Here is a 26,708-nt window from a genome sequence, read left to right as displayed (position 1 = left end):
GCGCGGAGCCGGTTGGCTGGAAGAATGATGCCGGCGTGCGGGGCGCAGCGTCGATGGGCGAGCGGCTACAGCCGCTCGATCGCCAGCGCCACGCCCTGGCCGACGCCTACGCACATGGTCGCAAGCCCGCGGCGGCCGCCGCTGGCCTCGAGCTGGCGCAGCAGGGTCAGGGTGAGGCGCGCGCCGCTCATGCCCAGCGGATGGCCGAGCGCGATCGCGCCGCCGTTGGCGTTGACATGGGCGGCATCGTCGGCGACGCCGAGTTCGCGCAGGCACGCCAGGCCCTGCGCGGCGAAGGCTTCGTTGAGTTCGATCGCATCGAAGTCGCCGATGGACAACCCCAGCCGCGCCAGCAGCTTGCGCGTGGCCGGCACCGGGCCGATGCCCATGTACGCCGGTTCCACGCCGGCACTGGCGAAGCCCAGCACGCGTGCGCGCGGCGTCAGGCCCAGCGCCTGCACCTGTGCGGCGCTGGCCAGCAGCAGCGCTGCCGCGCCGTCGTTGATGCCCGAGGCATTGCCGGCGGTGACCGTGCCAGGCTGACGGAAGATCGGCTTGAGCCTGGCCAGCGCCTCGGGCGTGGTGTCGGCGCGCGGATGCTCGTCAATGCTGACCGCGATGGTCTCGCCGCGCTTCCTGCCCGGGGCGATCACCGGCGTGATCTCGCCATCGAAAAAGCCCGCCGCCTGCGCGGCGGCGGTGCGCTGTTGGCTGCGCAGCGCGAAGGCGTCCTGGTCCTCGCGCGAAATGCCGTGGCGCGCGGCCACGTTCTCGGCGGTCTCGCCCATCAGGTCCACGCCATAGAGCTGCTGCATCTTCGGATTGACGAAGCGCCAGCCCATGGTGGTGTCCTCGAGCTGCTGGTTGCGGGCGAAGGCGCTCTCCGCCTTGCCCATCACCCACGGCGCGCGCGACATCGACTCCACGCCGCCGGCGATGGCCAGGCCGAGTTCGCCGGCACGCAGCGCGCGCGCCACCGTACCGACCGCATCCAGACCCGACCCGCACAGGCGGTTGAGCGTGCTGCCCGGCACGCTGCTCGGCAGGCCGGCCAGCAACAGGCTCATGCGCGCGACGTTGCGGTTGTCCTCGCCGGCCTGGTTGGCGCAACCCAGGTAGACGTCGTCGATCTGCGCCGGATCCAGCTGCGGATGCCGCGCCAGCAACGCCTGCAGCGGCACCGCACCGAGATCGTCCGCACGCACCCCGGCCAGGGCGCCGCCGTAGCGGCCGATCGGCGTGCGGATGCCGTCGATGATGTAGGCCTCGTTCATGCCGCCTCCGTGGAATCGGCCAGGGTCAGCGCCAGCCCGGTGGCCTGGCGCAGGTCGTCCAGGCTCACGCCCTCGACCAGTTCGAGCACGCGCGCGCCGTCCGGCCCGAGCGCGAACACGCCCAGGTCGGTATACACCCGCGACACGCAGCGCAGCCCGGTCAGCGGATAGCTGCACGCGCTCACCAGCTTGGGCTCGCCGCGCTTGGTCAGCAGTTCCATCATCACGTAGACCTGCTTGGCGCCGATCGCCAGGTCCATCGCGCCGCCGACCGCGGGGATGGCGTCGGCCGCGCCGGTGCTCCAGTTGGCCAGGTCGCCATGCACCGACACCTGGAACGCGCCGAGCACGCACACGTCCAGGCGCCCGCTGCGCATCATCGCGAACGAGTCGGCGTGGTGGAAATAGCAACCGCCGGTCAGCAGCGTCACCGGCTGCTTGCCGGCGTTGATCAGGTCCAGGTCCTCCTGCCCCGGCGGCGGCGCCGGGCCCATGCCGAGCAGGCCGTTCTCGCTGTGCAGGAAGATCTCCTTGTCCGCCGGCAGGAAGTTGGCCACCGCGGTCGGCAGGCCGATGCCCAGGTTGACGTAGGCGCCCTCGGGGATGTCGCGCGCCACGCGCGCGGCCAGGGCATTGCGGTCGATACCGCGGCTGGTCAGTGCGTGCATGCGTCCTCCTGTGCGGTGGCCACCGCTACCACGCGTTGCACGAAGATGCCCGGGGTCACCACCGCTTCCGGGTCCAGCGCGCCGAGTTCCACCACCTGCTCCACCTGCACGATCGCGCAGGTCGCGGCCATCGCCATCAGCGGGCCGAAGTTGCGCGCGGTCTTGCGGTACACCAGGTTGCCCCAGCGGTCGCCGTGGTGCGCCTTGATCAGCGCGAAATCGGCGCGGATCGGATACTCCAGCACGTAGTGGCGGCCGTCGATCTCGCGGGTCTCCTTGCCGGCGGCCAGTTCGGTGCCGTAGCCGGTGGGGGTGAAGATCGCGCCCAGGCCGTTGCCGGCGGCATGGATGCGCGCGGCCAGGTTGCCCTGTGGCACCAGTTCCAGTTCCAGCTCCCCGGCGCGGTAGGCCGCGTCGAAGTGCTGCGAGTCGCTCTGCCGCGGGAACGAGCACACGATCTTGCGCACGCGTTTGTGCTTGATCAGCGCGGCCAGCCCGGTCTCGCCGTTGCCGGCGTTGTTGTTGACGATGGTCAACTCGCGTGCGCCCTGCGCGATCAGCGCATCGATCAGTGCATCGGGCATGCCCGCGGTGCCGAAGCCGCCGATCATCACCGTGGCGCCATCGTGGATGTCGGCCACCGCGTCGGCGCACGAAGCCAGGGTCTTGTCGATCATCGGCGCCGCTCCGCCGTCGCCGGCCGGGGGCGCAGCGCACGGCGGCGCAGGCGCATTACGGGGTCTGCCACGACATCCTCCTCCAGGTCGCTCCGGGAGGCCACGTTAGGCCGGCACTGACGGGCGGTCAATCCGATTATCGGATGCATAGTTCGATAAACGAACAATTTAACGAGGCGGCATCGGCACGCCTGCCCCGCCCTGTTGTATACATTCGTCCATCGCCGAGCATCGGGCGATGGCGCGACGGCACCACTACGCCGTTGTGCGCCGCAACACGCAAGGACCTTCCCCCAGCCTGTTGTATACACAATCGAGGTCGCCGCCATGCAGTCGTCCGCTCCGGCATTTCCGCTCAATGCCTGGTATGCCATCGCCTGGGATCACGAGGTCAAGCACGCGCTGCTACCGCGCAAGGTGTGCAATCTGGACATCGTGCTGTACCGCACCAGCAACGGCCGCGTGGCCGCGCTCGAGAACGCCTGCTGGCACCGCCTGGTGCCGCTGTCGATGGGCCGGCTGCGCGGCGACGACGTGGTCTGCGGCTACCACGGCCTGGTCTACGACGCGAACGGGCGCTGCGTGCACATGCCCTCGCAGGACACGATCAATCCTTCCGCCTGCGTGCGCCGCTTTCCCACCGTGGAGCGGCACCGCTACGTCTGGGTGTGGCCCGGCGACGCGGCGTTGGCCGATCCGGCGCTGGTGCCGGACCTGCACTGGAACGACGACCCGGCCTGGGCCGGCGACGGCCGCACCATCCACGTCAAGTGCGACTACCGGCTGGTGCTGGACAACCTGATGGACCTGACCCACGAGACCTTCGTGCACGGCTCCAGCATCGGCCAGGACGAAGTCGCCGAGGCGCCGTTCGACGTGGTCCACGGCGAACGCAGCACGGTGGTCTCGCGCTGGATGCTGGACATCGACCCGCCGCCGTTCTGGGCCTGGCAGATCGAACACGCGCACGGCTACCGCGGCAAGGTCGACCGCTGGCAGATCATCCGCTTCGAAGCGCCCTGCACCATCGCCATCGACGTCGGCGTGGCGGTGGCCGGCAGCGGCGCGCCGCAGGGCGACCGCTCGCGCGGGGTCAACGGCTACGTGCTCAACACCATCACCCCGGAAACCGATTGCACCTGCCACTACTTCTGGGCGTTCGCTCGCAATCACTCGCTGCACGAGCAGTCGATCACCACGCGCCTGCGCGATGGCGTCAGCGGCGTGTTCGGCGAGGACGAACTGATCCTGGAAGCGCAGCAGCGCGCCATCGATGCGCATCCGGACCATGTGTTCTACAACCTCAATGTCGATGCCGGCGGCATGTGGGCGCGGCGCCTGATCGAGCGCATGATCGCCGCCGAGCAGCGCAGCCAGGACCTGCAGCTGCGCATGGTCGGCTGAGCCGCCGCACACACAGGAGCCTTCCATGCAGGCCGCACATCCGTTCCGCTCCAGCGCTGCACAGACCACCCGCGCCCTGCTGGAACTGCGCGAGCTGATTCTGGCCGGCGCGCTTGCCGCCGGCGAGCGCCTGTCCGAGGTCGCGCTGGTGGAACGCCTCGGTGCATCGCGTACGCCGGTGCGCGCCGCCCTGCAGCGGCTGGCCGAAGAAGGCCTGGTGCAGCCGCTGCGTGGCGGCGGCTATGCGGTGCAGGCCTTCGACGAGGCGGATGTGGACGACGCCATCGAACTGCGCGGCACCCTGGAGGGTCTGGCCGCGCGCCGTGCCGCCGAGCGCGGTGCCGAGCCGGCTTTGCTGGCGCGGGCGCAGGCGCTGCTGGCCCAGATCGACGCCGTCCTGACGACGCGCCCGCTGAGCGAGGATGACTTCGCACGCTATGTCGACTGCAACGCGCAGTTGCACGCGCTGCTGTTCGAGATGGCCGGCAGTGCGCTGCTCTCGCGGGAGTTCGCGCGGGTCGCGCAGCTGCCGTTCGCCTCGCCCAGCAGCTTCGTGCTCGAGCGCGGCCAGGCCGCCACCGTGCTGTCGATCGCGCAGGACCAGCACCGCCAGGTGCTGGACGCGATCGTGCGCCGCGAGGGCGCGCGCGCCGAAGCGTTGATGCGCGAGCACGCGCGGCTGGCGCAGCGCAACGCCCACCACGCCCTGCACGACCAGAACGCGCTGGGACAGATCCCCGGCAGCCGCCTGCTGCGGCGCCGCTCGCCCGCCTGATCGCGGCGCACGCCGTACCCGCTTCCCTTTCCACGCCTGCCGGACCCCGCCATGCGCAAAGACACCCAGTGGACCACCGCCCGCGTCGTCGCCGTCGCCACGCCGTGCCAGGACGTGCGCGAGATCGTGCTCGATCCCGGCCGCGCCAGCCGCCCGTTCAGCGTCGGCAGCCACCTCGACGTACGCGTGCGCATCGGCGAGGCCTGGCACGAGCGATCCTACTCGCTGGTCGGCGAACCTGTCGCGGACGGCCACTACCGCATCGCGGTGCGCGCCGTGCCCGACAGCCGCGGCGGCTCACGCGCGATGTGGACGCTGGCGCCGGGTGACCAACTGGACATTTCCTCGCCCAACAACCACTTCGCGCTGGACGAGACCGCCGAGCACATCGTGCTGGTCGCCGGCGGCATCGGCATCACCCCGATCCTGGGCATGGCGCAACGGCTGGCGCGCGGGCGCATCCCGTTCCAGCTGCTCTACGCCGGCCGCAGCCGCGCCAGCATGGCCTACCTGGAGCACCTGCAGGACCTGCTCGGCGAGCGCCTGCAACTATTCTGTCCTGAGCATCTGGGTCAGCTCGAGCTGGCTGCGCAGATTGCGCAGTGGCCGCGCAACGCCGACGTCTACGCCTGCGGCCCGCTGCCGCTGCTGGACGAACTGCGGCAACGCTGGCGCGACGACGGCCGCGCCCGCGCGCGTCTGCATTTCGAGACCTTCGGCAACAGCGGCAACGCACCGGCGCAGCCGTTCGTGGTGCAGGTGCCGGCGCTGGGCAAGACCGTGCAGGTCGCCGAGAACGAATCGCTGCTGGACGCACTGAGCGCGGCCGGCGTGGAAGTCATGGCCGACTGCCGCCGCGGCGAATGCGGCCTGTGCGTGGTCGAGGTGCTGGAGGCCGCCGCGCCGCTGGACCATCGCGACGTGTTCCTCAGCGACGAGCAACGCCACAGCAACCGCAAGCTGTGCGCCTGCGTCTCGCGCGCGCTGGGCGGCAGCCTAAGCATCGATACCGGCTACCGCGCCGACGCGTTCTGACCCGCACGCGCGGCGTCATCCGCACGTCCCGCAGGCGCCGTCCACCGCAGTGGGCGGCGCCTGCGGGTTTTCAACCTCATCCGTGCGGCGTCACTTCGTTGCAGCGTCCCAGTGCTCCTGGATCTTGCCGTTCTGGATGCGGAACATGTCGAACCAGGTGGTGGTGTAGGTCTTGCTGGCGTCCTTGGGATCGGGCAGCGTGCGCACCGACACCAGGGTCACGTAGTCGCCTTCGGCCAGGATCGCCACCAGCGGCAACTGCACCCGCGGCTGGATCGGCGTCGGCTTGACGAACGCCGTCAGGAACGCAAGGAACGCATCGCGGCCGTTGGCCACGGTCGGATTGTGCTGGATGTAGTCCTTGGCCATGTACATCGGCGCATATTCGGTATGCCCGGCTTCGAACACGATGCGCCAGAAGTCGTAGACCAGGCGCTTGTTGGCTGTGGTGCGCCAGTCTTCGCCATGCAGCAACTGTTCGTGGTTGGGATTGGCGGTGACCGCGGTCTGCGCGAACGCGGACGCGACCGGGAGCGCAAGCAGCAGCGCCAGCAGACAGGCCTGAAAGCGGATCTTCATGGAAGACTCTCCGATGGGGGAACAGGGGAATGCGCAATGACGCTGCGCTGCCGCGATGCGCGGCAACGTTGGCACCGGCGCGACTGCAGCGTAGCAATGCGCAGCGGCTGCGCGACGCGGGAAATTACGAAAAACGCGCGGATTTAGCGGCTTTTTTCCTGGTCTGGGAGAACCGCCACAGTTACCTCGACATCAGAAATGGCGCGGCAGTACGCACCCAAATGTTCGTATGCGGTGCATGCCGCAGCGACGCACTGACGGTCTACGCCGCCGTCGATCCGCTCTTTTCATCGCCGTCATCGATCGCGGTGATAGACAACGTTTCTATCGAGAGTGGGTATTCGGGATTCGGGATTTGAAGAAAGCGAAGACGGGCACGATCGACATGCGCAGACTGACTGGGACGCGGCTCGACGAATCCCCAATCCCGACTCCCCAATTCCCGCTCTCAAAGCGCCAACGGCAGTCCCGCATAGTTCTCGGCAATGGTGGCGCGCCCGGCAGCGCTGCCGAGCAGGTAGTCCAGCTCCGCGTCGTGCAGGCGGCGGCTGAACGCGTCTTCGTCCGGGAAGCGATGCAGCATCGTGGTCATCCACCAGGAGAAGCGCTCGGCCTTCCACACACGCTGCAGCGCCAGTTCCGAATAGCGCTGCAGCGGCGCGTCGCTGCCTTCGTGCTGCGCCTGCGCGAACAGGTGCGCGAGCAGGCCGACGTCGCCGGCGGCGAGGTTCAGGCCCTTGGCCCCGGTCGGCGGCACGATGTGTGCGGCATCGCCGGCCAGAAACAGGCGGCCGTACTGCATGGGTTCGGCGACATAGCTGCGCAGCGGCGCGATGCTCTTCTCCAGCGAGGGGCCGGTGACCAGCGCCTGCGCCACGTCGTCGGGCAGGCGGCTGCGCAGTTCGTCCCAGAAGCGATCGTCCGACCAGTCTTCCACCCGCTCGTCCGCCGGCACCTGCACGTAGTAACGGGTGCGGGTGGGCGAACGCATGCTGCACAGGGCGAAGCCACGCGCATTGCGCGCATAGATCAGCTCATCGGCCACCGGCGGGGTGTCGGCCAGCACGCCCAACCAGCCGAACGGATAGACCCGCTCGTAGACGCGCAGCACCTCGGCCGGGATCGCGCGGCGGCTGACCCCGTGGAAGCCGTCGCAGCCGACCACGTATTCGCAGTCCAGGCGCTGCGTGACACCGTCCTGCACGAAGCTCAGCCAAGGCTGCGACCCGTCGACATCATGCAGCTGCACATCCTCGACGGAATAGAGTGTGGTGGCGCCGGCCGCTTGGCGTGCGTCCATCAGGTCGCGGGTCACTTCGGTCTGGCCGTAGACGGTGACCGCACGGCCGCCAGTTGCCGCACTCAGTTCGATGCGTTCGCGGCGCTGCTCCAGCGCCAGTTCGAAGCCATGGTGGACGATGCCTTCGCGCTGCATGCGCGCGCCGGCACCGGCGGCGCACAACAGGTCGGCGGTGCCCTGCTCCAGCACACCGGCGCGGATCCGCGACAGCACGTGCTCGGGCGTCTGCCGTTCGACAATGACGGTGTCGATGCCGTGGCCGTGCAGCAACTGCCCGAGCAGCAGTCCGGCCGGGCCGGCGCCAACGATGGCGACCTGGGTACGCATATGTCCTCCAGAGGATGGGACCGACCCACAGTGTTCCGGTTGCAGCGCACCGAGGACATGGATCATCGCGACCGATTCCGGTACTTTTCGCCGATGCCCCGCACTGCTTCCGCCGCTGCCGCGTCGCCCGTCACGGTCCCGGCCTTCCGTCTGTACGGCGAGACCGGCGATCGCGAGACACCGGACCTGCTGCACTGGGAATCCATCGCCGCGCGCAGCCGTCTGCACGACTGGCATATCCGTCCGCACCGCCACGACGACCTGCTGCAACTGCTGTATCTGCAGCGCGGCAGCGCCGGCCTGCACTTGGACGGAACGCAGCAGCGTCTGCGCGGCCCGTGCCTGCTGCTGTTGCCGCCGCTGTGCGTGCACGGCTTCCGCTTCCAGCGCAACGTGCGCGGCCACATCGTGACCGTGTCGGCACCGCTGCGGCAGCGCCTGTCGGCGCAGTGGCCGAGTCTGGACGAAGCGCTGGCGCGGCCGCTATGCCTGCCCGCGGGCGACCAGCAACCGATGCTCGATGCCTGCTTCGCCGCCATCGCCGCCGAACACGCGCAACGCCGCCCCGGCCGCGAGCCGATGCTGCAGGCGCTGGCGACCCAGGCCCTGCTCTGGGCTGCACGCGGCGCACTGGCACATGTCCATGCCGATCCGCACGATGCCGACCGCGGCGCGCGCCATGTGCGCGCCTACACCGCGCTGATCGACGCGCATTACCGTGAACATTGGCCGCTGGCACGTTATGCCGACCGGCTCGGACTGAGCCGCAGCCATCTCAATGCGCTGTGCCGGCGCCTGGCCGGCGCCTCGGCGCTGGAACTGCTGCAGCGGCGGATCATGCTCGAAGCAAGGCGCAGCCTGGTCTACACCACCTTGACCGTGCAGCAGCTCGCAGAAGTCCTGGGCTATGCGGATGCGGCGTATTTCAGCCGCTGCTTCCGCCGGCATGCAGGGTGTTCGCCGATCCAGTTCCGGCAGCGGGCGCAAGGGTGAGCGCGTGGGGTCGTCGGGACGGACCGGTCGCGGCTGAAGCCGCTCCTACAAGGATTTACAGGGATATTTCAGCGTCGTCCGGTGTAGGAGCGGCTTCAGCCGCGACGAACGCAGCGGCAATGGTGAATCGCCGCCGAGGCGTCGGGACTGAAGTCCCTCCCACACTGCAGTGCCGGTGCCACACCGAACGCGCAGGCCGCGTACGCCTCGACCTGCACACAACGGAGCAAACGCCGCTCCCTGCACTCACTACGTGCCACCGCATCACCGGGCGCCGATGCGACGCCCGGCGAATCAACACTCAGAACGGATACTGCGGCGCACTGTCCTGGATCGTCACCCACTGCCAGTGCGTGTACTGGCCCCAGTCGGCCGGGCCGCCCATGCTGGTGCCGTTGCCGGAGGCGCCGGTGCCGCCGAACGGGTTGGTCACCTCATCGGCCACGGTCTGGTCGTTGATGTGCAGCAGACCGGTATGCAGGCGCTCGCCCAGCGCCATCGCGCGGCCGACCGACGCCGAGAGGATGCCGGCCGACAGGCCGTATTCGGTCTGGTTGGCCAGTGCCACCGCCTCGTCGTCGCTGTCGAAGGCAATGACATTGGCGACCGGGCCGAACACTTCCTCCTCGAACGCCGGCATGCCCGGCTGCACGTTCGACAGCACCGTAGCGGCATAGAACAGGCCGTCGTGGGTACCGCCGGCCTCGATCACCGCGCCCGCCGCCACCGAGGCATCGACCACCTCCTTGACGTGCTGCAGCTGGCGCTGGTCGATGATCGGGCCGAGCGCCACGTGCGCGGTAGCCGGGTCGCCGACCGGCAGGTGCCGCGCCTTCTCGGCCAGGCGGCGGGTCAGTTCCGCGGCGATGCTGCGCTGGACCAGCACGCGGCCGGTGGCCATGCAGATCTGGCCCTGGTGGAAGTACGCGCCGAACGCGATCGCCGACACCGCCTTGTCCAGGTCGGCATCGTCGAGCACGATCAGCGAATTCTTGCCGCCCAGTTCCAGCGCGGTCTTCTTCAGGTGCTTGCCGGCCAGCTCGCCGATGCGGCGGCCGGCGGCGGTGGAACCGGTGAACGCGATCATCGGCACGCCTGGTGCCTCGACCAGCGCCTGGCCGGCGTCGGCGCCGCCCGGCAGCACATGCAGCAGCCCCTTCGGCAGGCCCGCTTGCTGCAGCACTTCGGCAATGACGAAGCCGCCGGCATACGGCGTGCGCGGATCGGGCTTGAGCACCACCGCATTGCCCACCGCCAGCGCCGGCGCCACCGAGCGCAGCGACAGCACCAGCGGGAAATTGAACGGCGAGATCACCCCGACCACGCCCAGCGGCAGGCGCCGCGCCAGGCTCAGCCGGCCCGGCGCGCTCGGCAGCACCTGGCCCTGCGCCTGCAGCGGCATCGCCGCGGCCTGCTGCAGCAGCACGATGGCCTCGCGTACCTCGTGCTCGCCCTTGGGCAGGATGCCGCCGGTCTCGCGGGCGATCAGCGCCGCGGCCGCCGCCGCATGCTGCTGCAATACCTGCGCGGCGCGATGGAACACGGCCGCGCGCTCGCGCGGCGGCGTGGCCGCCCAGGCGCATTGCGCCTCGCGTGCCTGCGCCACCGCCGCGGTCACGTCGGCCGCATTGGCCTGGCCGACGCGGTGCAACGGCTTGCCGCTACCCGGTTCGATCACTTCGAGGACGCCGCCCTGGGCGGCGACCCACTCGCCGTTGAAGATGCGCTCGCTCCAGGTGGACGCGGCGGCCAGGGGTTCGGTGCTGTGCATGCTGTGTGCTCTCGTGGAAAGAGGAAGAAGAAGTGGTTCAGAGGGCGGTGGCGGCCAGGCCGCCGTCCACCGGCAGGTTGACGCCGTTGATCCAGCGCGCCGCATCGGAGGCCAGGAACACCACCGCCTCGGCGACCTCGTCGGCATAGGCCGGGCGCTTCATCTTGCCGGCGTCGGCCTGGACCCGCTCGGGCCCGAGCATGGTGACGAAATCGCCCAGGATCGGCGTGAACACCGGACCGGGCGCGACGCTGTTGACGCGCACCGAATGCTCGGCGAACCAGTCGCGCGAACGCAGCAGCGTCCACACGATCAGCGCTTCCTTGAAGTACTGGTAGCAGGTCGCCTGCGGCACCGGTTGCGCCGCCAGCCAGTCGCTGCCGGCGGCGTAGCTGTCGGCGGCGGCCAGTTGCTTGTGCAGGTCCAGCCGCTGCGGCCACTCGGCGCCGAGAATGGAGGCGATGTTGATGATGCTGCCGCCGGGCGCGATGCGCGGCAGCAACGCCTGGCTGAGGTGGCGCAGGCCCAGGTAGTTGACCTTCGCCACCACGTCCACCGGTGCGGTCCCCGGCACGCCGGCGATGTTGGCCAGCGCGTCGATGCGCTCGGGCAGCTGCGCCACCAGCGCGTCGATCGAGGCCGGGTCGCCGAGATCGGCCTGGTGGAAGCCGTGCAGGGTCATGTTGACCGGCTGGCGGTCGATGCCGATCACGGTGGCACCGTGGAAGCGCGCCAGGCGCGCGACCTCGGCGCCGATGCCGGAGGCCACGCCGGTGACGAGGAGGGTCTTGTTGTGCAGGTTCATGGCAGCGCGTGTCCGTTGCGGGGTTGGTCGTCAGAAGACGTGGATGTATTGCAGGTTGACGTTGTGGCCGGAAGGTGCGTTCTTGACCTCCACCGGCATGTAGAAGTTGGCGTTGAAGATGTTCTTCTGGTCGATCCGCCACGACAGGCCCGGGCCGAGATAGAACTGGGTCTGCTTGCTGTCGGCGACGCGCTGGCCGTTGGTGCGGTTGTCGCGCAGCTGCTTGAGGTAGTAGCCGTTGATGCCCAGGTGCAGGTCCTTGACCACTTCCAGCGAGCTGGCGAAGTTGAGCCACGCCGCGTCGCCTGCCTGGCCGTTGCGGAACACGAAGCCGTCGCCCTGCGGCACGTTGGAGGCCTTGTCGGCGCGGAAGTTGTAGAGGTAGTTGAGCCGTCCGCTGATCTCCCAGCGCGGCGTGGGCAGGATGCTGAAGGCCCAGCTCGGCAGCACCGACCAGTAGCCCGAGCCCTGGTTCACGTCGCGGTTGCGGTCGAACTTGCCGATCGGCGCCAGCACATCCAGTTCGAAGCGCTGCGAGAACACCGGGCGGCCATCGCGGATCACCGGCGCCATCTGCAGGTAGGGGCCGATGGTCAGGTCGCCCAGGCCGGCGCCGTTGTCGCGCAGCGCCACCGGGCTGTCGTACGCGAACGAGGTGTCCAGATCGACGAGCGCGGCCAGCGCGGTGATGCCGAGGGAACCACCGAACAGCTTGTAGTCGCTGAGGTAGGCCATCTGGGTCACCCACACCGAGGAGCCGATGTGCGGATCGCGGAACACCGGCACGTCGTCGCCGTTCGCGTCCTTGATCGCATCGAAGTCGTAGCGGCGCAGGTACTGGATCGCCGTCCAGCCCGGATTGGGTTTGCTGAAACCATCGAAGAAGCTGGTGCCGCCGGTATTGATGCCGGTCGGCAAGGTGGCGCTCTGCGGCACCGATTGCGCGGCCGCCGGGGCGACCCAGGCGATGGCCAGCACGGCGAGCAGGGACAGGCGCGCACGGGCACGCGACGGCGAGGGGACACGGTGGCGAACACGCTTCACGGGGCAGGCACTCCAAGCGAAAGGGGAACGGCGGGGTGCGGGGGGACAGAGACAGGAACGCGAATGGGCGTGGCCGCGCGCAGGGTGCGGACACGCGGCGACGCGCGCCGTCAGCGGGACGCTGGCGACGGGTCGCGAATCAGTGAAAAAGCGGGGCGGTCGGCGGGAACCAGCCGCGCCGCCGGGAGCCGCTACAGACGCTCGAGCGCGTCCAGCCGGTCCAGCGCCTGCAGCAGCGCGCGCGCCGAGGTCGCACCGAGCGCGGTGCCGAGCTGCTGCTCCATGCGCACCACTTCGGCTTCGGCCTGCGCCAGCAGCGCATTGCCAGCGGCGGTCAGATGCAGGTGCTGCATGCGCCGATCCTGGCGTCCGCGCACCTGCCGCAGCAGTTTGCGCTTGACCAGGCGCGCGACCACGATCGCCAGGTTCGGCGGCGACACGCTCAGCACTTCGCCCAACTGGCGCTGGTTGATGCCGGGGTTGGCGTCCACCAACACCAGCAGCGAATACTCCACCGGCTTCAGTTCGAAGGCACGCACGCAATCCTGGAACAGGCGCCGCACCTGCAGTTCTGTCCGGGTGATGCGGTAGCCGATCAGGCTGGTCAGGCGCCGCTGGTCCACGCTGTCCACATGCGGATCGGCGGGCAATGCGCTGCTGGACATCTCGGGACTCGGTTTCGAACTCACTGCGCTTCCTGCATGGGGCATCCTGCGACCAGGTCACGGCGGATGCGCACGCATCCATCGGCGCCGGCCGGCAACACCGTCGCAGCTGCATTGTAGGGGCATGGCCGCGCATGGTCACAACGCCGCGTCCACGCGCCGCAGCAGCGCCCGGTACGGCGCGGCCGCCGTCCACAGGCACAGCGCGCCGAGCAGCGCCGCGCCCATGCACACCACGCCCAGCGACAGGCCGACCTGACGCTCGTCGGCGAGCACGTGGTCGGTGCCCAGCGCCACCAGGAAAGGACCCAGGCCCAGCCCGATCAGGTTGACCAGCAGCAGGTAGATCGAGGTGACCTGGCCGCGCAGCCGGTTCGGGGTGACCGCCTGCAGGATCGCCGGCGCCAGCGCCACCGGCATGCCCAGCACGAACGTGGTCAGCGCGATCGCCGCCAGTGCCGGCCACGGTCCCGGCGCGACCGCGAACAGCGCGCTGCTGATCACCAGCAGCACGGCCCCGACCAGCGAGATCTTCAGCGCCGCATCGCGGTTGCCGCGCGCAGCCAGGCGGTCGGCGAGGAAGCCGCTGAACAGCATGCCGGCGATGCCGAAGGTGAGGATGATGATGCCGTAGGCCGGGCCGATCTCGCCCGGCGTCCACTGCCAGCGGCGGATGAAGGTGGCCGGCAGCCAGGCGGTGATGCCGAAGGTGATCATCGCGATCACGCCGTTGGCCAGGAACAGCGCCACGTACACCCGCGCGTTGTCGCGCAGGTGGCTCAGGTCCGGGCGCACGCTGGGCACCGCAGCGGCCTGCTCGCGCCGCGCCGGCTCGCGCACCGTGGCCATCAGCGCGATCACCGCCAGCCCGGGCAGCGCGACCAGGATGAAGGCCGCCTGCCAGGGCCTGAAGCTGCCCAGCAGCGGCAGCACCACCATGCTCTCCTTGCTGGTGGCCGCGATCACCAGGCCGCCGACGATGAACGCGGCCGCCGAGCCGATGTAGACGCCGGAGGTGTACACGCTCATCGCCCGCGCACGCTTTTCCGGCGGGAAATAGTCGGCCAGCATCGAGTACGCCGCCGGCGACAGCGAGGCCTCGCCGACGCCGACGAACACCCGCGCCAGGAACAGGGTGAAGAAGCTGGTGACGTAGGCACCGGCGGCGGTCGCCGCGATCCACACCACCACGCCGAGCACGATCAGGTTGCGGCGGTTGCGGCGGTCGGCGACGCGACCCAGCATTACCCCGATCAGTGTGTAGAACACCGCGAAGGCGAAGCCGTGGACCAGGCTGAAGGCCGAGTCGGACAACTGCAGGTCGCGCTTGATCGGCTGCACCAGCAGACCCAGGATCTGCCGGTCGACGAAGGACAGCGTGTAGGCCAGCAACAGCACGAGGGTGACGTACCACGCATACAGCGGGCGGTACGGCGCAGACGATGGCAGCGGATCGCGCATGGAAAGGCTCCGGCTCAGAAGCGCAGGGTCAGGAAGGGGGCGATGTAGAAATAGTCGCGGCCGCGCACCGGTCCCTCGCGCAGGAACGGCCCGGCCTGGGTGTAGTGGGCGTACACGTCCAGGCTGGCGAAGGCGTTGAAGCGGTACTTCACCCACAGCACCGAGCGCGTGCCGATGTCGCGTTCGGCGTTGGCGTCGCCCGGCTGCAGCACCCGCCAGCCGGCCGCGTACACGCCGTCGTGCAGGCTCTGCCGTTGCAGCTTCAGCACGTACATGTCGATCCACAGCCGTTCGCTGGGGCGCAGCACCAGTTCCGGGCCGAACGAACGCACGTTGCTGCTGATCATGCTGCCGTCGAACACCGAGGCGCGCGCGTACAGGCCGTTGAAGGTATTGAGTTCGCCATCGCGCGGATCGCGGTCGCCGGAGGACGCCTCCATGCGCCAGCCCAGGCGCGGCGTCCATGCCGTCGCGGCGAAGGTGTAGCCGCCGAACAGCGTGCCTTGCCAGGCGCGCACGCGCTGGCCGGCGAAATGGCCACGCTGGCCGATCAGTTCCAGGTCGTAGTCCCAGCCCTGCACGGCGCCGCTCAGGCGCGTGGACAAGGTGTGCCGATGCTCCTCGCCGACCACGCCGCCATAGCGGCGCCCGTCCTGCACGGTGTCCAGGTACAGCGTCTCCAGCAGCGCCGCCTTCGGCTGGCTGGGCGCCAGCGGCACTTCGGCGTGCGCGCCCCACAGGCGCTGGTCGCGGTTGCTGCGGTCGTCGAAACTGCCGGTGCGGGTCAGCACCGGGCGCCCCCACAGCAGGCCGCCACTCCAGCGCGGCTGTCGGGTCAGCAGGCGCACCGCATCGAACGGCATGCGCGAATTGGCCGGATCGCGCGGGTCGAGCAGGCGCTGCCAGGCATAGGCGATCTGCTGGCGGCCGGCGCGCAGGCGCCAGGCCGGCTGCGGCTGTCCGTCGGACAGCTCGACGAAGCCCTGCGCCAGGTCCAGCGGGTTGCGGTCGGTGGCCTGCACCGGCCGCGTCTGCAGGCCAGCGGCCCGGCTGTCGGCGAGTTCGCCGAACAGGCGCACATACGCCGAGGGCCGGTAGTCCGCCCACAGCCGCAGGCGCTGCTGCGCGTAGCCGTGCGGATCGGTGGCGAAGCGGCCAAAGCCGGCGTGCTCGCGGTAGTCGTACAGCGTGCGGCTCTCGCCGCCGAGGCTGAGCCAGCCATCGCCGAGCGGGATGTACTTCCACTTCTCCCAGCCCTGGCGCGGACGCGCCGCCAGCGCCGAATAGTCTTCCTGATCGGCCAGCAGCTTGCCCTGCGGGCCGTCGGGTTCGGCATTGGCCTGGCCGCAGCCGACGCTGCACAGAATTGCCAGGCACACGCTACGGGGCGCACGCCGGGTGCGCGCAAGAGGCACAGTCATCGATTCCCTCCCAAGTCTCGAAGCCAGTGGTGCGAAGAAGCGCGATCCGCCTATGCGGTGCCGCGCCGGGGTGGCCCGGTCATGACGGCGCCGCGACAGCGCCCGGCGCGGTCCCGGCGTAGAGCTGTTCGACCAACGCTGCGCGTGCGCGCAGCACGTTGCGCTGGTTGATCGAACCTTTGTCGGTGATTTCGCCCGCTTCCAGATTCGGCGGCTGCTCCAGCCACGCCGCACGCGCGACATGGCTGGCGCTGCCGGTGGCGCTGCGGTTGAGCGTGTCCAGCAGCCGCTGCAGCCAGGCGCGCACCGGCGGCGCGTGCAGCACCTGCGCCGCGTCGGCCTGCGCGGGCAGCCCCGACAGCGCCTGCAACGCATCCAGCCGCGGGAACAGCAGCAGGCCGATGGCGTCGCGGTCGGCGCCGGTGACCACCACGTCCTGCACGTAGGCGGCGCCTTCCATCAGCACCCGCGTGCGCAGCGGGCCGACGCTGACGAACACGCCGGAGGACAGCTTGAAGTCCTCGGCCAGGCGTCCGTCGAACAGCAGGCCGCGCTCGGGGTACTGCGGATCGATCGGCTTGAGCGCGTCGCCGGAGCGATAGAACCCTTCTTCGTCGAAGGCCTCGGCAGTCTGCTGCGGCGCGTTCCAGTAGCCCGGCATCACGTGCGGCCCGCGGAAGCGCGCTTCCAGCTTGTCGCCGACCGGCACCAGCTTGACCTCGCAGCCCGGCGCCGGCACGCCGACGTCGCCGGGCGTGTTGCTGGTGCCGTGGGTGAAGGTGCACGACGGCGCGCACTCGGTCATGCCCAGGCCGGCGAGCATGCGGATGCGCTCGCCGCAGTGCGCCTCGGCGATGCGTTCCAGGCGATCCCAGACTTCCTGCGACAGCGCCGCGGCGGCGAAGAAGAACATGCGCATGCGCGACAGGAAGGTCTCGCGCAGCGCCGCGTCCTGTTCCAGCGCCTGCGCCAGCTGCTCCCAACCGCGCGGCACACTCAGGTATACGGTGGGCGCGATCTCGCGCAGATTGCGCAGGGTCTGCTCGAACAGCGCCGGGGTCGGCTTGCCGTCGTCGAGGTAGAAGCTGCCGCCGTTGTACAGGGCGATGCCGATGTTGTGGCTGCCGCCGAAGGTGTGGTTCCACGGCAACCAGTCGACCAGCACCGGCGTCTCGCCGAGCACCGGGAAGGTCTGCAACAGCATCTGCTGGTTGGCGCACAGCATGCCCTGGGTGGTGATCACCGCCTTGGGCAGCAGGGTGGAGCCGGAGGTGAACAGGAACTTGGCGATGCTGTCCGGGCCGCAGGCGGCGAAGGCCGCATCGGCGGCATCCAGCGCACGCGGCGCCAGCAGGTCGTCGAAGCGCAGACTGGCGCGGTCGCGCACCGCACCGCGCACGCACACGGCCGGCACATCCGTGGGAAACACCGCGGCGATGGCGGTGGCGAACGCCTCGCCGTCGCTGGCGAACAGCAGGCCCGGGCGCAGCACCTCGGCCACGTGCCGCAACTTGGCGTAATCGCGCGACAACAGCGCATAACCCGGCGACACCGGGCAGTACGGGATGCCGGCGTACATCGCCGCGAATGCCAGTTGCAGGTGCTCCAGGTCGTTGCCGGACAGGATCGCCAGCGGCCGATGCGCCGACAGCCCCATGTCCAGCAGATGGGCGGCGATGCGGCGGGTGCGCTCGAGCATCTGCGCGTAGCTCAGGCGCCGCCACTGCCCGTCTTCGTCGCGCTGCGCCACGAAGGTCGCATCGGGGGTGTGCAGCGCCCAATGCTGCAGGCGCTGCAGCAGGTGCCTGGGCAGCGGCGCCAGCGGTTCGCGCGCGCGCAGGCGCAGCACACCGTCGGCATCGCGGTGGACCTCGGTATCGGCGTGGCTCAGTCCGACAGGACGGTAGCGCACGGCGGTGGCAACGGACTCAGCGGCATTCATCGGAACCATCCGGAGGAAAGAGACGGTACGGCGTGCGGTAACGCCGCCGCGGCCCCGCGGGCCGCAGGCGACGCGACGGGTCAGCGCTTGTAGGTCTGCAGACCGGGCTTGATGGTTTTGTCGTCCAGGAATTGCTTCAAGCCCTGTTGCCGGCCCTTCTCGGGATCGCGGTGATTGGACTGGTCGACCTTGGCGTACAGGTAGTCCTCGTTCTGCTCCCAGGTCAGCTCGCGGCAGCGCTTGAAGCCGTGCTTGGCGAAGCGCAGCACCACCGGATTCTTCTGCTGCAGTTCCTGCGCCAGTTTGGTCACCTCGTCACGCAGCTGCGCACGCGGCACGCTGGCATTGACCAGGCCCATCTGCGCCGCCTCGGTGCCGGTGAAGGTACGCCCGGTCATGATGTAGAGCATGGCGTTGCGGTGGCCCATGGTGTCGGCGACCGCCTTGCTGACCAGGTTGCCCGGGGGAATGCCCCAGTTGATCTCCGACAGCCCGAACACCGCCTCGTCGGCGGCGATGGCCAGGTCGCAGGCCACCAGCGGCGAGAACGCACCGCCGAAGCACCAGCCGTTGACCGCGGCGATGGTCGGCTTGCTGTAGAAGCGCAGCAGGCGCCACTGCCACTGCGAGCAGTCGCGGCGCATGCGCTCCTGCACGATCTCTTCCCTGCCGTCGGTCTCGCGGAAGTATTCCTTCAGATCCATGCCGGCCGACCAGGATTCGCCGGCGCCGGTCAGCACCAGCACCTCGGCGCTGCTGTCCAGTTCCAGCGTCTCCAGCACGTCGATCATTTCGCGATTGAGGGTGGGGCTCATCGCGTTGCGCTTGTCCGGCCGGTTCAGGGTGACCCAGGCGATGCCTGCGTCGATCTCGACCTGGACGGTCTGCCAGCGGTCTTGGTAGCTGCTCATGGATAGGCCTGCATGGGGGGAGGGGAGGAAGGATCACTTAGGACTGATAATAGTTATAGATCATCATTATTTCGGCGCAAGCTGCAGTGCAGCATGCCCAGCAGCCGTGACACACGGGCCTCAGGGGACGCCGGAGATGCCTGCAATCAAAGGGCCAAGCGACGCAGGGTGCGGACCATCCCAGCCCGCGACTGGCCCTCAGGCCGACGACGGCGCGGCTTCACGCCCGGCAAACGCCTCCCTCACGGTCAGCCTTCGTTCATCGGCTAGGATCGGCATCACAGGGGATCGCCGACATCGGAGTGACGTCCATGCACACCGCCTCCGCATTTGCCCAGCCTGCCCATCCTGCGCATCAGCACCGCCACGCCGTCGATCTGGACGCGGAGATGGCGTATTGGCGCCAGGCCCACGCCGAGGGCCGCCTCGGCCATCAGGGTTTCACCGACTACGCGCAGTTGCTGAAGATCGGCTACGACGTGTACCTGGCCTACCCGCGCGCCAGCGAGGCGCAGTTGTACCGCGTGCTGCAGGACGCCTATCACCAGTGCGCGCCGATGCTGTCGGTGCCATGGGACGAGGCGCGCTGGCTGGTGCGGCATGCCTGGCAGCACCTGGCGCATGCGGGGCGTTGTCACTGAAGAGCGCCTCGCGCAGCGGGGCATCTCATCGTCGCCCGTGTAGGAGCGGCTTCAGCCTCGACTGGCGTTACTGGGAACTGCTGTCGCGGCTGAAGCCGCTCCCACGACGAGTCTTCGGGCGTTATTGAAAGCGCCCAGGTCGCCGCCTGCCCGCGCAGCAGCGACAACCGGCTAGCACACCATCGCGCACACGGCACATTCGCGGCCTGCGCCGCGTGCAGCGGTCACACGCCTCCCGCGCTGCGTACGGCTCAACGCGACGAAGTGGGCGGCGAGGTGGAAGTAGGCGGCGGGGCGCTGCGCTCCTTCGCTTCGAGGCGGCCGTGAAACGCGTTCGACCCCTGGCCCGGCGCCGTCGCTGCATCGCCCTCGCTGTGCTTGAGCCGCTGCTTGCGCTGTTCGACCACGCTGCTGGCCAGCGCCACGCGACGTCCGATCACCATGTCGGTCAACCAGTCGATCAAATAGCGCGTGTAGGCGGCCTGGTGCGCCTTCTCGGTCAGCGCGTGATCGGCGCCGGCGATCGTGCGCGTGGTCAGAGTGCGTGCGTTGGAGAACGCGGCGGCGTAGTTCCTCAGCACCTGCCCGGGCACGATCACGTCGCGCTCGGCCTCCACCAGCAGCACATCGCCGCGATAGCGTTGGCATGCCGCCAGGGCGCGGTTGTCCGCCGGCGCCACCACGCGGTGCCGGTACGGCATCAGGTCCGGATCGCGGTTCAGCGCGACTTTCGGGCCATCCCAGTGCGCGTCCTTGTACAGCGCCGGCGAGCGCAGCGCCAGCCACTCCACTGGCCGTTCCAGGGTCAGCAACGCGGCCAGATAGCCGCCGTAGCTCAGCCCCACCACTGCGATCGCCTCCGGATCCACCTGCGGCGACGCCGCCAGGCGATCGTAGGCCGCCTTGATGTCGTCCAGGTTCTGCGCGCGCGTCACCGTCTCGCGCATCGCCGCCAGACCTTCGTGGCCACGCAGGTCGAAGGTCAGGCAGACGCAGCCCAGGCCCGCCGCCTCGCGCGCGCGCACCAGGTTGTGGTGCTGATTGCCACCCCAGCCATGCACGAACAGCACGCCGGGCAGGCGGCTGGTCGGCGTCAGCAGGGTGCCGCTGAGGGATGCGCCATCCACTGCGATGTCGATGCTGGAAAGTTCGGCTTCCATGGATCAGGCCGCGCTGCGCATGTAGCGGTACTTGGTCAGCAGGCCGGTGCGCGGCTCCTCGCCGACGTAGTAGACCTGCGCCCCGGCCGGCGGCGGCGGATGCGCACCGTACCGTTCGACGGTGGCGGCGACCACGCGCTGCAGCGTCGGCGACTGCTGGAACGCGGCGACCGCGGCCAGTTCCGCCGGCGTGGCGCCGCCGACACGCCAGGACTGCTCGAGCACGCCGCAGGCGACGCTGCCGTCGGGCACCAGGCCCTCGATCACGTCGTAGTTGCGCCGCGAGGCATAGAAGCCGGGATAGGCCGCGGCCACCAGTCGATCGTAATCGCGCGCTTTCATCACCGCGGTGCGCTGGCGCGGCGGCAATGGCTGCTCCAGCAGCGTGTCGAGGGTGCCGCGGATCACGTGCAGCTCCGAGCCGCCGTACGCCTCGCGGCCGCTGCTGTCACGGGTGAGCGATTGCGTGCCGCAGTAGGCGATGGTCACGCCGGCGCAGTGGGTTTCGCCGACGCTGAAGGTGGTCGGCTGGTGCAGATGCCGTTCCAGTACCACGCCATGCCGGTTCAGCTCCTGTGCGGGCAGTGCCGCCAGCGCGGCATCCAGCGCCTGCGCATCGCCAAGCAACACCTGCCCCAGTCCACCGACCCCATGCGGCAGCTTCAGCCGCACCTGGCCGCCCTCGCACAGGCGCGCATACGCGCGCCGGGCGTCCGCTGCGCTGAAGGCGGTGTAGCCCGGCAGCGTGGCCGACGCCAGCGCCACGCCCAGGTCCGGTTGCCAGCCATCCGGCGCCTGCGCATCGGCATCGATCAGCGGATGGCTGATCGCCTTGGTCGCGACGAAGGCATGCGGCACCACGCCGCCAAGCAGATCGGCCGCGGCATGCACGCCGAACTGTTCGGCCTGCGCGGTGGTGAGGGTTTCGTCCGGCACGCAGAACGCACAGGCTCCGGCAGCACAGCCTTCCTTGTGCAACGGCAGATGCATCAAGCGCGCCACTTCGGCGGCCACCCAGGCATGCGTGGCCGCCTCATGGCCAGCGGACGCGGCCTCGCGCAGATGGCAGGCGCGGACCTGGGCATGGGGAGCGGATCGGGCCATGTGGGATGCTCCGTGCGGATCGGGAAGGCGCACTGCCTCGTTCACGCGCCACCCCAGCGCAGCAGGAGCACGACGACCAGCGCCAGCAACAGCAGCACCACGACTGCGCCCAGCCAGCGGCTGCCACGCAGCTGCCGCCACCAGGCCGCGGCTTCGGACGTGCCGCTGGCGTCTCGGACGCGCCTCGGTGGCGGCGAGGGCGCGGAAGGGGGAGCCGCAGGATGGCGGTCGTCGTGGCGCATGCACCCAGGCTGTCGCGAAGGCCGTCGCATGGGGGTGAACGCGATGTGGGGCGCGTGTCATTGCGCGACCAGCGAAGCGCAATGTCGAGGCGGTGCTGCGCCCCGGCGCTCACGGCCGAGGCTAGCGACGAAGACGACTCAGTACGAGCAGAACGCGTGCCGCGTTATCACGGCCGCCCGAAGGCGCAGCAGCACGAATGGCGCGCTCCGCGCAGCGCTCAGGCAACTGCGGCGTGTTGCGGCAGCCGCGCGTCGATCCGGTGCTTGCCGGCCAATGCCTGCATGCCCTGCAAGGTGGCCTGCACCGCACTGGCGTAGCCGCTGCGCCACAGCTCGGCGCGCGACTGCCGCGACGACGCCGCATCCAACGCCAGTGCGAACGCCGGCACGCGGGGATCGGCCAGTGCGGCGCGCTCCAGGAACGGTTGCTCCGGCGCGATGACATCGACCGGTGCCAGCCAGGCATCGGCGACCAGTTCGGCCACGCCGGCGCGGTGCGAGAGCTGGTGCATGGCGCTGAGCGTCTCGTGCAGCATTTCCAGGCACGCCCACTGCCATAGCGCCGCCTTGTACTGCGGGTCGGCCTGGTCCAGGGCGGACAAGGCGCCATCGACATGATCGATGCGTAGATCCTGCATGGCCGACTCCACGATGCGGCGTTGCGATTGCCACATTCTGCGCGGCGAAAGTGAGCGCAACGTGAGTCGCACGATGGCGGCAGCGTGGATGCGGTCACAGCGGGCGCGGCGACAGCCGTCGCGTATACTGGCGACGCGCCTCTGCTCGCGCCGATCCCTCACCACGCGCTTCCCATGACACCACCCTGAACCCCGCCGCTCGCATCGGCCCGCCTCGACGGCTGGCCGCAGGTTGCTGGTTTTCCATTGCATACAGCGAGCGCTGCCCTGCGACAGGGCGGTGTCGGGAGTGTCTACCTTGAAGCTTTTCTCTTCCCTGCGCCAATCCTGGTGCGGCAATCTCCGTGGCGACGTGCTCGCCGGCCTGGTCGTCGCACTGGCGCTGATTCCCGAGGCGATCGCGTTCTCGATCATCGCCGGGGTCGACCCCAAGATCGGCCTGTACGCCGCCTTCTGCATCTGCGTCACCATCGCCTTCGCCGGTGGACGCCCCGGCATGATCTCCGCCGCCACCGGCGCGATGGCGCTGCTGATGATCGGTCTGGTCAAACAGCACGGCCTGCCCTACCTGCTGGCGGCCACGCTGCTGACCGGCGTGCTGCAGATCCTGGCCGGACTGTTCAAGCTCGGCGCGCTGATGCGCTTCGTCTCGCGCTCGGTGATCACCGGCTTCGTCAACGCGCTGGCGATCCTGATCTTCATGGCGCAACTGCCCGAACTGATCGGCGTGCCCGTGCCGGTGTACCCACTGGTGGCGCTGGGGCTGTTGCTGATCTACGGCCTGCCCTGGCTGTCGCGACGCAGCTTCCCCGGCATCGGCCTGTGGCTGCTGGTGCTGGGCGCGGCATTGACCGCAGGTAGCATGGCGCCGTGGACGCTGCTGCCGGTCGCCGTGGGCGGTGCGACGGCGCTGCTGCTCGGGCACCGCTGGACGCGCGGGCTGGCCGTACCGCCGCCGTTGGTGACCATCGTGCTGTTGACCGGACTGGCGCTGTACTTCGGCATCCACGTGCCCACCGTCGGCGACAAGGGGCAACTGCCCGATCGCCTGCCCAGCCTGCTGTTGCCGACCGTGCCGTGGACGCTGGAGACGCTGCGGATCGTGTTCCCGGTCGCCGCGACGATGGCGGTGGTCGGCCTGCTCGAGTCGATGATGACCGCGCAGATCGTCGACGACATGACCGACACGCCCAGCGACAAGAACCGCGAATGCGTGGGCCAGGGCGTGGCCAACATCGTCAGCGGCCTGTTCGGCGGCATGGCCGGCTGCGCGATGATCGGGCAGTCGGTGATCAACGTGAAATCCGGCGGGCGCGGCCGCCTGTCGGCGCTGGTCGCCGGCAGCGTGCTGTTGCTGCTGGTGGTGTTCGCCGGCGCCTGGGTACGGCAGATCCCGATGGCCGCGTTGGTGGCGGTGATGATCATGGTCTCGGTGGGCACGTTCAGCTGGCGCTCGCTGGTGCAGCTGCGTACCCACCCGGCCAGCTCCAGCGTGGTGATGCTCGGCACCGTCGTAGTGACCGTGGCCACCCACGACCTGGCGCGCGGCGTGCTCACCGGGGTGTTGCTGTCGGCGCTGTTCTTCGCGCGCAAGGTCGGGCGCATGCTCGATATCGCCAGGAGCGAGGACGCCGATGGCGGCCACACCTACCGCATCCGCGGCCAGCTGTTCTTCGCCTCGGCCGGCAGCTTCGCCGGCGCCTTCGACTTCGCCCATGCGCCGGCGCGGGTCACCCTGGATCTGAGCCAGGCGCACGTCTGGGACATCAGCGCCATCGGCGCACTGGACCAGGTCGTACTGAAGTTCCGCCGCCACGGCGCGCAGGTCCATGTGGTCGGACTGAACCCGAGCAGTGCGGCAATGGTCGGGCGACTGGGTACGCATCAGAACGGCGACGTGGAGAGTGTGCCTCTGCATTGAGGGGCAATCCGGACACCGAGCGATGCGGCGCATCGCGTGGGCAGCAGGCACGCCGCGCGACCGCCACCGCGCTTGCGTTCCTGTGGCGACATGGCGACGACATCGACCGATTAGCATCGGCCTGCCGACGACCGTGCAGGAGAACCGCGATGCCGCTGGACCACTGGCAACTGCCGCCGCACGACTGGGTGCCCAACCATCCGTTCCTGCCGGTGCTGCACTATCGGCACTGCGTCGGCGCCATCGACGCCGACGGCTTCGAACGCCGCTTCGGCGCGCACGGCTGGCCGCCGCAATGGCGCGACGGCATCTACGATTACCACCACTACCACTCCACCGCGCACGAAGTGCTCGGCGTCGCCCGCGGCAGCGCCCGCGTGCTGCTCGGCGGCCCCGGCGGCATCGAGGTCGCGCTCGCAGCTGGCGATGCCCTGTTGCTGCCGGCCGGCACCGGCCACTGCCGGCTGTCCGCCAGCGCCGACTTCATGGTCGTCGGCGCCTATCCGGCCGGCCAGGACTGGGACATCTGCCGGGAGCCGCCCACGGCGGCCATGCTGCAGCGGATCGCGCAGGTGCCATTTCCGCAGAGTGACCCGCTGCTCGGGGCGGATGGGCCATTGCTGGAGTATTGGCTGAAGCCTACCGCCGTCGATTGACCTCGTCGTCCAACATGGTCACGCCTGCCGCGAAGCGGACCCCGCCGCCCAGACGTCGCACGCCGGATCGAACTCGGTCGTCGCTGCGTGCTCGGACCGCCAACCGAAGCCGCAGATCGCCATGACGCTCTGGCGCATCGGATCCAGGCCCAGTGCTTTGCCGAGATCGACGTCGTTGATGGCAGAGGTGACGAACGCGCCCAACCCCAGATCGGTCGCCGAAAAGTACAGCGCCTGCGAAATGTGGCCGACGTCCAGGGTCAGTGCGCGGTAAGCCTTGGCGTGCTGGCGATACTTCCAGAACGTCCGGTTGAATCGCGGCGCCAGCAGCACCAGCACGTGGGCATCGGCGAACCAGTGCTGTCCGGCCAGCGCCAGACGCGCGAATGCGTCGATGTCCGGCCCCGGGCACGACAACGGTGACAACGCATGCTCCACCGGGTGGTAGTGGTACAGCCCCGGCTCGATCCCTTCCACCCGGCGCACCAGCAGATAGGCTTCGGTGGGATGCAACCCGCCAGCGGACGGCACGTTCTTCTTCAGGAATACCGTATCGTCCTGGACACGCAGCGTCGCCCGCGCCATCAGCACGCGCTGCAACATGCGCAGGAACAGCGCATGCGGCAGCGTGCGGGCAGCGTCGTAGTTGCGGCAGGTGACGCGACGCGCAAGCATGGCCTCGAACGCGCCGTCGTCCAGCCGCGGCAGCGGAATCCTGGCGAGACCGGAATCGACCTCCTGCACTTCGGGCGGTGGCGCCCCCAGCTTGCGGCGCAGGTCGGGGGCGGACACCATGCCGTTGCGCTCCATCGCGGTCACCCCATCGATGCCCTGCCAACGGCTCGCCCAGTGCGCGACGGCGGCAGCCGGCCACCAATGCGCGGACCGCAATGCCTCGTCGCGTTCGCGAAACGCCGCAGAACGTGGGTCGTCGCCGATCAGCAGGCCGCGTTCGAGGGCCCGCTCGATCGCGTCGTCCGCATGGTCGGCCAGTTGCGCACGCTCGACCCATTCCGTGGGACTGACCTGGCCGAGCAACGGCAGGTCGGCTAGGTCCAGTTCGAGCTCACTGTCCAGGTGCGGCGCCAGCGCGACCCACGCGCGCCGGCGGTGCAGTCCGGCACCACCACGGAGCAGGCTCGCCAGGTCGAACGCCACACTTTCCCGCGCCTCGACGAACAGTACGGCGCAACGCCTCAGGCGCATGAATCCCTCGTTTCCGCGGTGTGGGAGCGCTGCATCGATTTGCCACGTTGGAGAGATGCCGGACTGCTAGGATACCGTCGCGGCCCCG

The 26,708-nt window shown here is 69.5% G+C and carries 26 protein-coding genes; 8 read left to right on the top strand and 18 right to left on the bottom strand.

Annotation, left to right across the window (positions count from 1 at the left end):
* Nucleotides 1–65: 65 nt before the first annotated feature.
* Genes pcaF through FHR66_RS14930 form a run of 3 tightly spaced genes read right to left on the bottom strand, consistent with a single transcriptional unit; the run spans nt 66 to nt 2,619 of the window.
* Nucleotides 66–1,274, bottom strand: a complete 1,209-nt coding sequence (gene pcaF / locus FHR66_RS14940; protein ID WP_160964544.1) for a 3-oxoadipyl-CoA thiolase — start codon at nt 1,272–1,274, stop codon at nt 66–68.
* Nucleotides 1,271–1,942, bottom strand: coding sequence for a 3-oxoacid CoA-transferase subunit B (locus tag FHR66_RS14935; protein WP_184449893.1), 672 nt, complete (start codon nt 1,940–1,942; stop codon nt 1,271–1,273). Before FHR66_RS14935 ends, pcaF begins: the two co-directional genes overlap by 4 nt.
* Entirely contained in the window at nt 1,930–2,619 is a 690-nt protein-coding gene (locus FHR66_RS14930; protein ID WP_160964546.1) for a 3-oxoacid CoA-transferase subunit A, read from the bottom strand. The genes FHR66_RS14935 and FHR66_RS14930 overlap by 13 nt, the downstream gene beginning before the upstream one ends.
* A 327-nt stretch (nt 2,620–2,946) precedes the next feature.
* On the opposite strand from FHR66_RS14930, the gene FHR66_RS14925 reads away from it, so the two are divergent.
* Genes FHR66_RS14925 through FHR66_RS14915 form a run of 3 tightly spaced genes read left to right on the top strand, consistent with a single transcriptional unit; the run spans nt 2,947 to nt 5,833 of the window.
* Entirely contained in the window at nt 2,947–4,023 is a 1,077-nt protein-coding gene (locus FHR66_RS14925; protein ID WP_160964548.1) for an aromatic ring-hydroxylating dioxygenase subunit alpha, read from the top strand.
* A gap of 25 nt (nt 4,024–4,048) precedes the next feature.
* Nucleotides 4,049–4,798, top strand: a complete 750-nt coding sequence (locus tag FHR66_RS14920; RefSeq protein WP_160964550.1) for a GntR family transcriptional regulator — start codon at nt 4,049–4,051, stop codon at nt 4,796–4,798.
* Nucleotides 4,799–4,849: 51 nt separating this feature from the next.
* Nucleotides 4,850–5,833 (top strand): PDR/VanB family oxidoreductase, encoded by a 984-nt coding sequence (locus FHR66_RS14915; RefSeq protein WP_160964552.1) that lies wholly within the window; start codon nt 4,850–4,852, stop codon nt 5,831–5,833.
* Between the two features lie 90 nt (nt 5,834–5,923).
* On the opposite strand, the gene FHR66_RS14910 is transcribed toward FHR66_RS14915, so the two are convergent.
* On the bottom strand, nt 5,924–6,412 hold the full coding sequence (locus FHR66_RS14910; protein ID WP_160964554.1) for a nuclear transport factor 2 family protein: 489 nt from the start codon (nt 6,410–6,412) through the stop codon (nt 5,924–5,926).
* Between the two features lie 29 nt (nt 6,413–6,441).
* On the opposite strand from FHR66_RS14910, the gene FHR66_RS14905 reads away from it, so the two are divergent.
* Complete coding sequence (locus tag FHR66_RS14905) at nt 6,442–6,771, top strand: hypothetical protein (protein ID WP_160964556.1); 330 nt, start codon at nt 6,442–6,444, stop codon at nt 6,769–6,771.
* Nucleotides 6,772–6,860: 89 nt separating this feature from the next.
* On the opposite strand, the gene pobA is transcribed toward FHR66_RS14905, so the two are convergent.
* On the bottom strand, nt 6,861–8,039 hold the full coding sequence (gene pobA / locus FHR66_RS14900; RefSeq protein WP_160964558.1) for a 4-hydroxybenzoate 3-monooxygenase: 1,179 nt from the start codon (nt 8,037–8,039) through the stop codon (nt 6,861–6,863).
* A gap of 93 nt (nt 8,040–8,132) precedes the next feature.
* Between pobA and FHR66_RS14895 the strand changes: the two genes are divergently transcribed.
* Nucleotides 8,133–9,032, top strand: coding sequence for a helix-turn-helix domain-containing protein (locus FHR66_RS14895; RefSeq protein WP_160964560.1), 900 nt, complete (start codon nt 8,133–8,135; stop codon nt 9,030–9,032).
* A 301-nt stretch (nt 9,033–9,333) separates the two neighbouring features.
* Here FHR66_RS14895 and FHR66_RS14890 read toward each other — a convergent pair whose 3' ends face one another.
* The 8 genes from FHR66_RS14890 to FHR66_RS14855 form a co-directional block, all read right to left on the bottom strand.
* Nucleotides 9,334–10,803, bottom strand: coding sequence for a benzaldehyde dehydrogenase (locus FHR66_RS14890; protein WP_160964562.1), 1,470 nt, complete (start codon nt 10,801–10,803; stop codon nt 9,334–9,336).
* 37 nt (nt 10,804–10,840) lie between these two features.
* Nucleotides 10,841–11,608 (bottom strand): coniferyl-alcohol dehydrogenase, encoded by a 768-nt coding sequence (locus FHR66_RS14885; RefSeq protein ID WP_160964564.1) that lies wholly within the window; start codon nt 11,606–11,608, stop codon nt 10,841–10,843.
* Between the two features lie 30 nt (nt 11,609–11,638).
* On the bottom strand, nt 11,639–12,652 hold the full coding sequence (locus FHR66_RS14880) for a transporter (protein ID WP_167087903.1): 1,014 nt from the start codon (nt 12,650–12,652) through the stop codon (nt 11,639–11,641).
* Between the two features lie 191 nt (nt 12,653–12,843).
* On the bottom strand, nt 12,844–13,317 hold the full coding sequence (locus tag FHR66_RS14875) for a MarR family winged helix-turn-helix transcriptional regulator (RefSeq protein ID WP_160964805.1): 474 nt from the start codon (nt 13,315–13,317) through the stop codon (nt 12,844–12,846).
* 138 nt (nt 13,318–13,455) lie between these two features.
* Nucleotides 13,456–14,778: a spinster family MFS transporter gene (locus FHR66_RS14870; protein ID WP_160964566.1), complete on the bottom strand. Its 1,323-nt coding sequence runs from the start codon at nt 14,776–14,778 to the stop codon at nt 13,456–13,458.
* A 14-nt stretch (nt 14,779–14,792) separates the two neighbouring features.
* The gene (locus FHR66_RS14865; RefSeq protein ID WP_202394527.1) at nt 14,793–16,199 is read right to left on the bottom strand and encodes an alginate export family protein; all 1,407 of its coding nucleotides are present in this window, start codon (nt 16,197–16,199) and stop codon (nt 14,793–14,795) included.
* A gap of 79 nt (nt 16,200–16,278) precedes the next feature.
* A complete protein-coding gene (locus FHR66_RS14860) occupies nt 16,279–18,141 on the bottom strand; it encodes a feruloyl-CoA synthase (RefSeq protein WP_160964568.1) in 1,863 nt (620 codons plus the stop codon).
* 80 nt (nt 18,142–18,221) lie between these two features.
* Nucleotides 18,222–19,052, bottom strand: a complete 831-nt coding sequence (locus FHR66_RS14855) for a p-hydroxycinnamoyl CoA hydratase/lyase (RefSeq protein ID WP_160964570.1) — start codon at nt 19,050–19,052, stop codon at nt 18,222–18,224.
* Nucleotides 19,053–19,363: 311 nt separating this feature from the next.
* Between FHR66_RS14855 and FHR66_RS14850 the strand changes: the two genes are divergently transcribed.
* Complete coding sequence (locus tag FHR66_RS14850; protein ID WP_160964572.1) at nt 19,364–19,693, top strand: hypothetical protein; 330 nt, start codon at nt 19,364–19,366, stop codon at nt 19,691–19,693.
* 251 nt (nt 19,694–19,944) lie between these two features.
* Here the strand turns inward: FHR66_RS14850 and FHR66_RS14845 are convergent, their stop codons facing one another.
* The 4 genes from FHR66_RS14845 to FHR66_RS14830 form a co-directional block, all read right to left on the bottom strand.
* A complete protein-coding gene (locus tag FHR66_RS14845) occupies nt 19,945–20,853 on the bottom strand; it encodes an alpha/beta hydrolase family protein (protein WP_160964574.1) in 909 nt (302 codons plus the stop codon).
* 3 nt (nt 20,854–20,856) lie between these two features.
* Nucleotides 20,857–21,957, bottom strand: a complete 1,101-nt coding sequence (locus FHR66_RS14840; RefSeq protein ID WP_160964576.1) for a DUF3182 family protein — start codon at nt 21,955–21,957, stop codon at nt 20,857–20,859.
* A 41-nt stretch (nt 21,958–21,998) separates the two neighbouring features.
* Entirely contained in the window at nt 21,999–22,199 is a 201-nt protein-coding gene (locus FHR66_RS14835) for a hypothetical protein (RefSeq protein WP_160964578.1), read from the bottom strand.
* Between the two features lie 218 nt (nt 22,200–22,417).
* Nucleotides 22,418–22,837: a hypothetical protein gene (locus FHR66_RS14830; RefSeq protein ID WP_160964580.1), complete on the bottom strand. Its 420-nt coding sequence runs from the start codon at nt 22,835–22,837 to the stop codon at nt 22,418–22,420.
* A gap of 298 nt (nt 22,838–23,135) precedes the next feature.
* Between FHR66_RS14830 and FHR66_RS14825 the strand changes: the two genes are divergently transcribed.
* Entirely contained in the window at nt 23,136–24,758 is a 1,623-nt protein-coding gene (locus FHR66_RS14825) for a SulP family inorganic anion transporter (RefSeq protein WP_160964582.1), read from the top strand.
* A gap of 149 nt (nt 24,759–24,907) precedes the next feature.
* Entirely contained in the window at nt 24,908–25,414 is a 507-nt protein-coding gene (locus FHR66_RS14820; RefSeq protein ID WP_160964584.1) for a cupin, read from the top strand.
* 18 nt (nt 25,415–25,432) lie between these two features.
* Here the strand turns inward: FHR66_RS14820 and FHR66_RS14815 are convergent, their stop codons facing one another.
* A complete protein-coding gene (locus FHR66_RS14815; RefSeq protein ID WP_160964586.1) occupies nt 25,433–26,620 on the bottom strand; it encodes a putative peptide maturation dehydrogenase in 1,188 nt (395 codons plus the stop codon).
* Between the last annotated feature and the right edge of the window lie 88 nt (nt 26,621–26,708).

Source organism: Xanthomonas sp. F4, from assembly GCF_011761895.1.
This window is presented reverse-complemented; position numbering and strand designations above follow the sequence as displayed.

Coding starts and splice junctions, on each gene's coding strand:
- pcaF (WP_160964544.1), bottom strand. CDS start 1,274: ATGAACGAGGCCTACATCATCGACGGCATCCGCACGCCGATCGGCCGC.
- FHR66_RS14935 (WP_184449893.1), bottom strand. CDS start 1,942: ATGCACGCACTGACCAGCCGCGGTATCGACCGCAATGCCCTGGCCGCG.
- FHR66_RS14930 (WP_160964546.1), bottom strand. CDS start 2,619: ATGATCGACAAGACCCTGGCTTCGTGCGCCGACGCGGTGGCCGACATC.
- FHR66_RS14925 (WP_160964548.1), top strand. CDS start 2,947: ATGCAGTCGTCCGCTCCGGCATTTCCGCTCAATGCCTGGTATGCCATC.
- FHR66_RS14920 (WP_160964550.1), top strand. CDS start 4,049: ATGCAGGCCGCACATCCGTTCCGCTCCAGCGCTGCACAGACCACCCGC.
- FHR66_RS14915 (WP_160964552.1), top strand. CDS start 4,850: ATGCGCAAAGACACCCAGTGGACCACCGCCCGCGTCGTCGCCGTCGCC.
- FHR66_RS14910 (WP_160964554.1), bottom strand. CDS start 6,412: ATGAAGATCCGCTTTCAGGCCTGTCTGCTGGCGCTGCTGCTTGCGCTC.
- FHR66_RS14905 (WP_160964556.1), top strand. CDS start 6,442: ATGCGCAATGACGCTGCGCTGCCGCGATGCGCGGCAACGTTGGCACCG.
- pobA (WP_160964558.1), bottom strand. CDS start 8,039: ATGCGTACCCAGGTCGCCATCGTTGGCGCCGGCCCGGCCGGACTGCTG.
- FHR66_RS14895 (WP_160964560.1), top strand. CDS start 8,133: ATGCCCCGCACTGCTTCCGCCGCTGCCGCGTCGCCCGTCACGGTCCCG.
- FHR66_RS14890 (WP_160964562.1), bottom strand. CDS start 10,803: ATGCACAGCACCGAACCCCTGGCCGCCGCGTCCACCTGGAGCGAGCGC.
- FHR66_RS14885 (WP_160964564.1), bottom strand. CDS start 11,608: ATGAACCTGCACAACAAGACCCTCCTCGTCACCGGCGTGGCCTCCGGC.
- FHR66_RS14875 (WP_160964805.1), bottom strand. CDS start 13,317: ATGTCCAGCAGCGCATTGCCCGCCGATCCGCATGTGGACAGCGTGGAC.
- FHR66_RS14870 (WP_160964566.1), bottom strand. CDS start 14,778: ATGCGCGATCCGCTGCCATCGTCTGCGCCGTACCGCCCGCTGTATGCG.
- FHR66_RS14865 (WP_202394527.1), bottom strand. CDS start 16,199: ATGACTGTGCCTCTTGCGCGCACCCGGCGTGCGCCCCGTAGCGTGTGC.
- FHR66_RS14860 (WP_160964568.1), bottom strand. CDS start 18,141: ATGAATGCCGCTGAGTCCGTTGCCACCGCCGTGCGCTACCGTCCTGTC.
- FHR66_RS14855 (WP_160964570.1), bottom strand. CDS start 19,052: ATGAGCAGCTACCAAGACCGCTGGCAGACCGTCCAGGTCGAGATCGAC.
- FHR66_RS14850 (WP_160964572.1), top strand. CDS start 19,364: ATGCACACCGCCTCCGCATTTGCCCAGCCTGCCCATCCTGCGCATCAG.
- FHR66_RS14845 (WP_160964574.1), bottom strand. CDS start 20,853: ATGGAAGCCGAACTTTCCAGCATCGACATCGCAGTGGATGGCGCATCC.
- FHR66_RS14840 (WP_160964576.1), bottom strand. CDS start 21,957: ATGGCCCGATCCGCTCCCCATGCCCAGGTCCGCGCCTGCCATCTGCGC.
- FHR66_RS14835 (WP_160964578.1), bottom strand. CDS start 22,199: ATGCGCCACGACGACCGCCATCCTGCGGCTCCCCCTTCCGCGCCCTCG.
- FHR66_RS14830 (WP_160964580.1), bottom strand. CDS start 22,837: ATGCAGGATCTACGCATCGATCATGTCGATGGCGCCTTGTCCGCCCTG.
- FHR66_RS14820 (WP_160964584.1), top strand. CDS start 24,908: ATGCCGCTGGACCACTGGCAACTGCCGCCGCACGACTGGGTGCCCAAC.
- FHR66_RS14815 (WP_160964586.1), bottom strand. CDS start 26,620: ATGCGCCTGAGGCGTTGCGCCGTACTGTTCGTCGAGGCGCGGGAAAGT.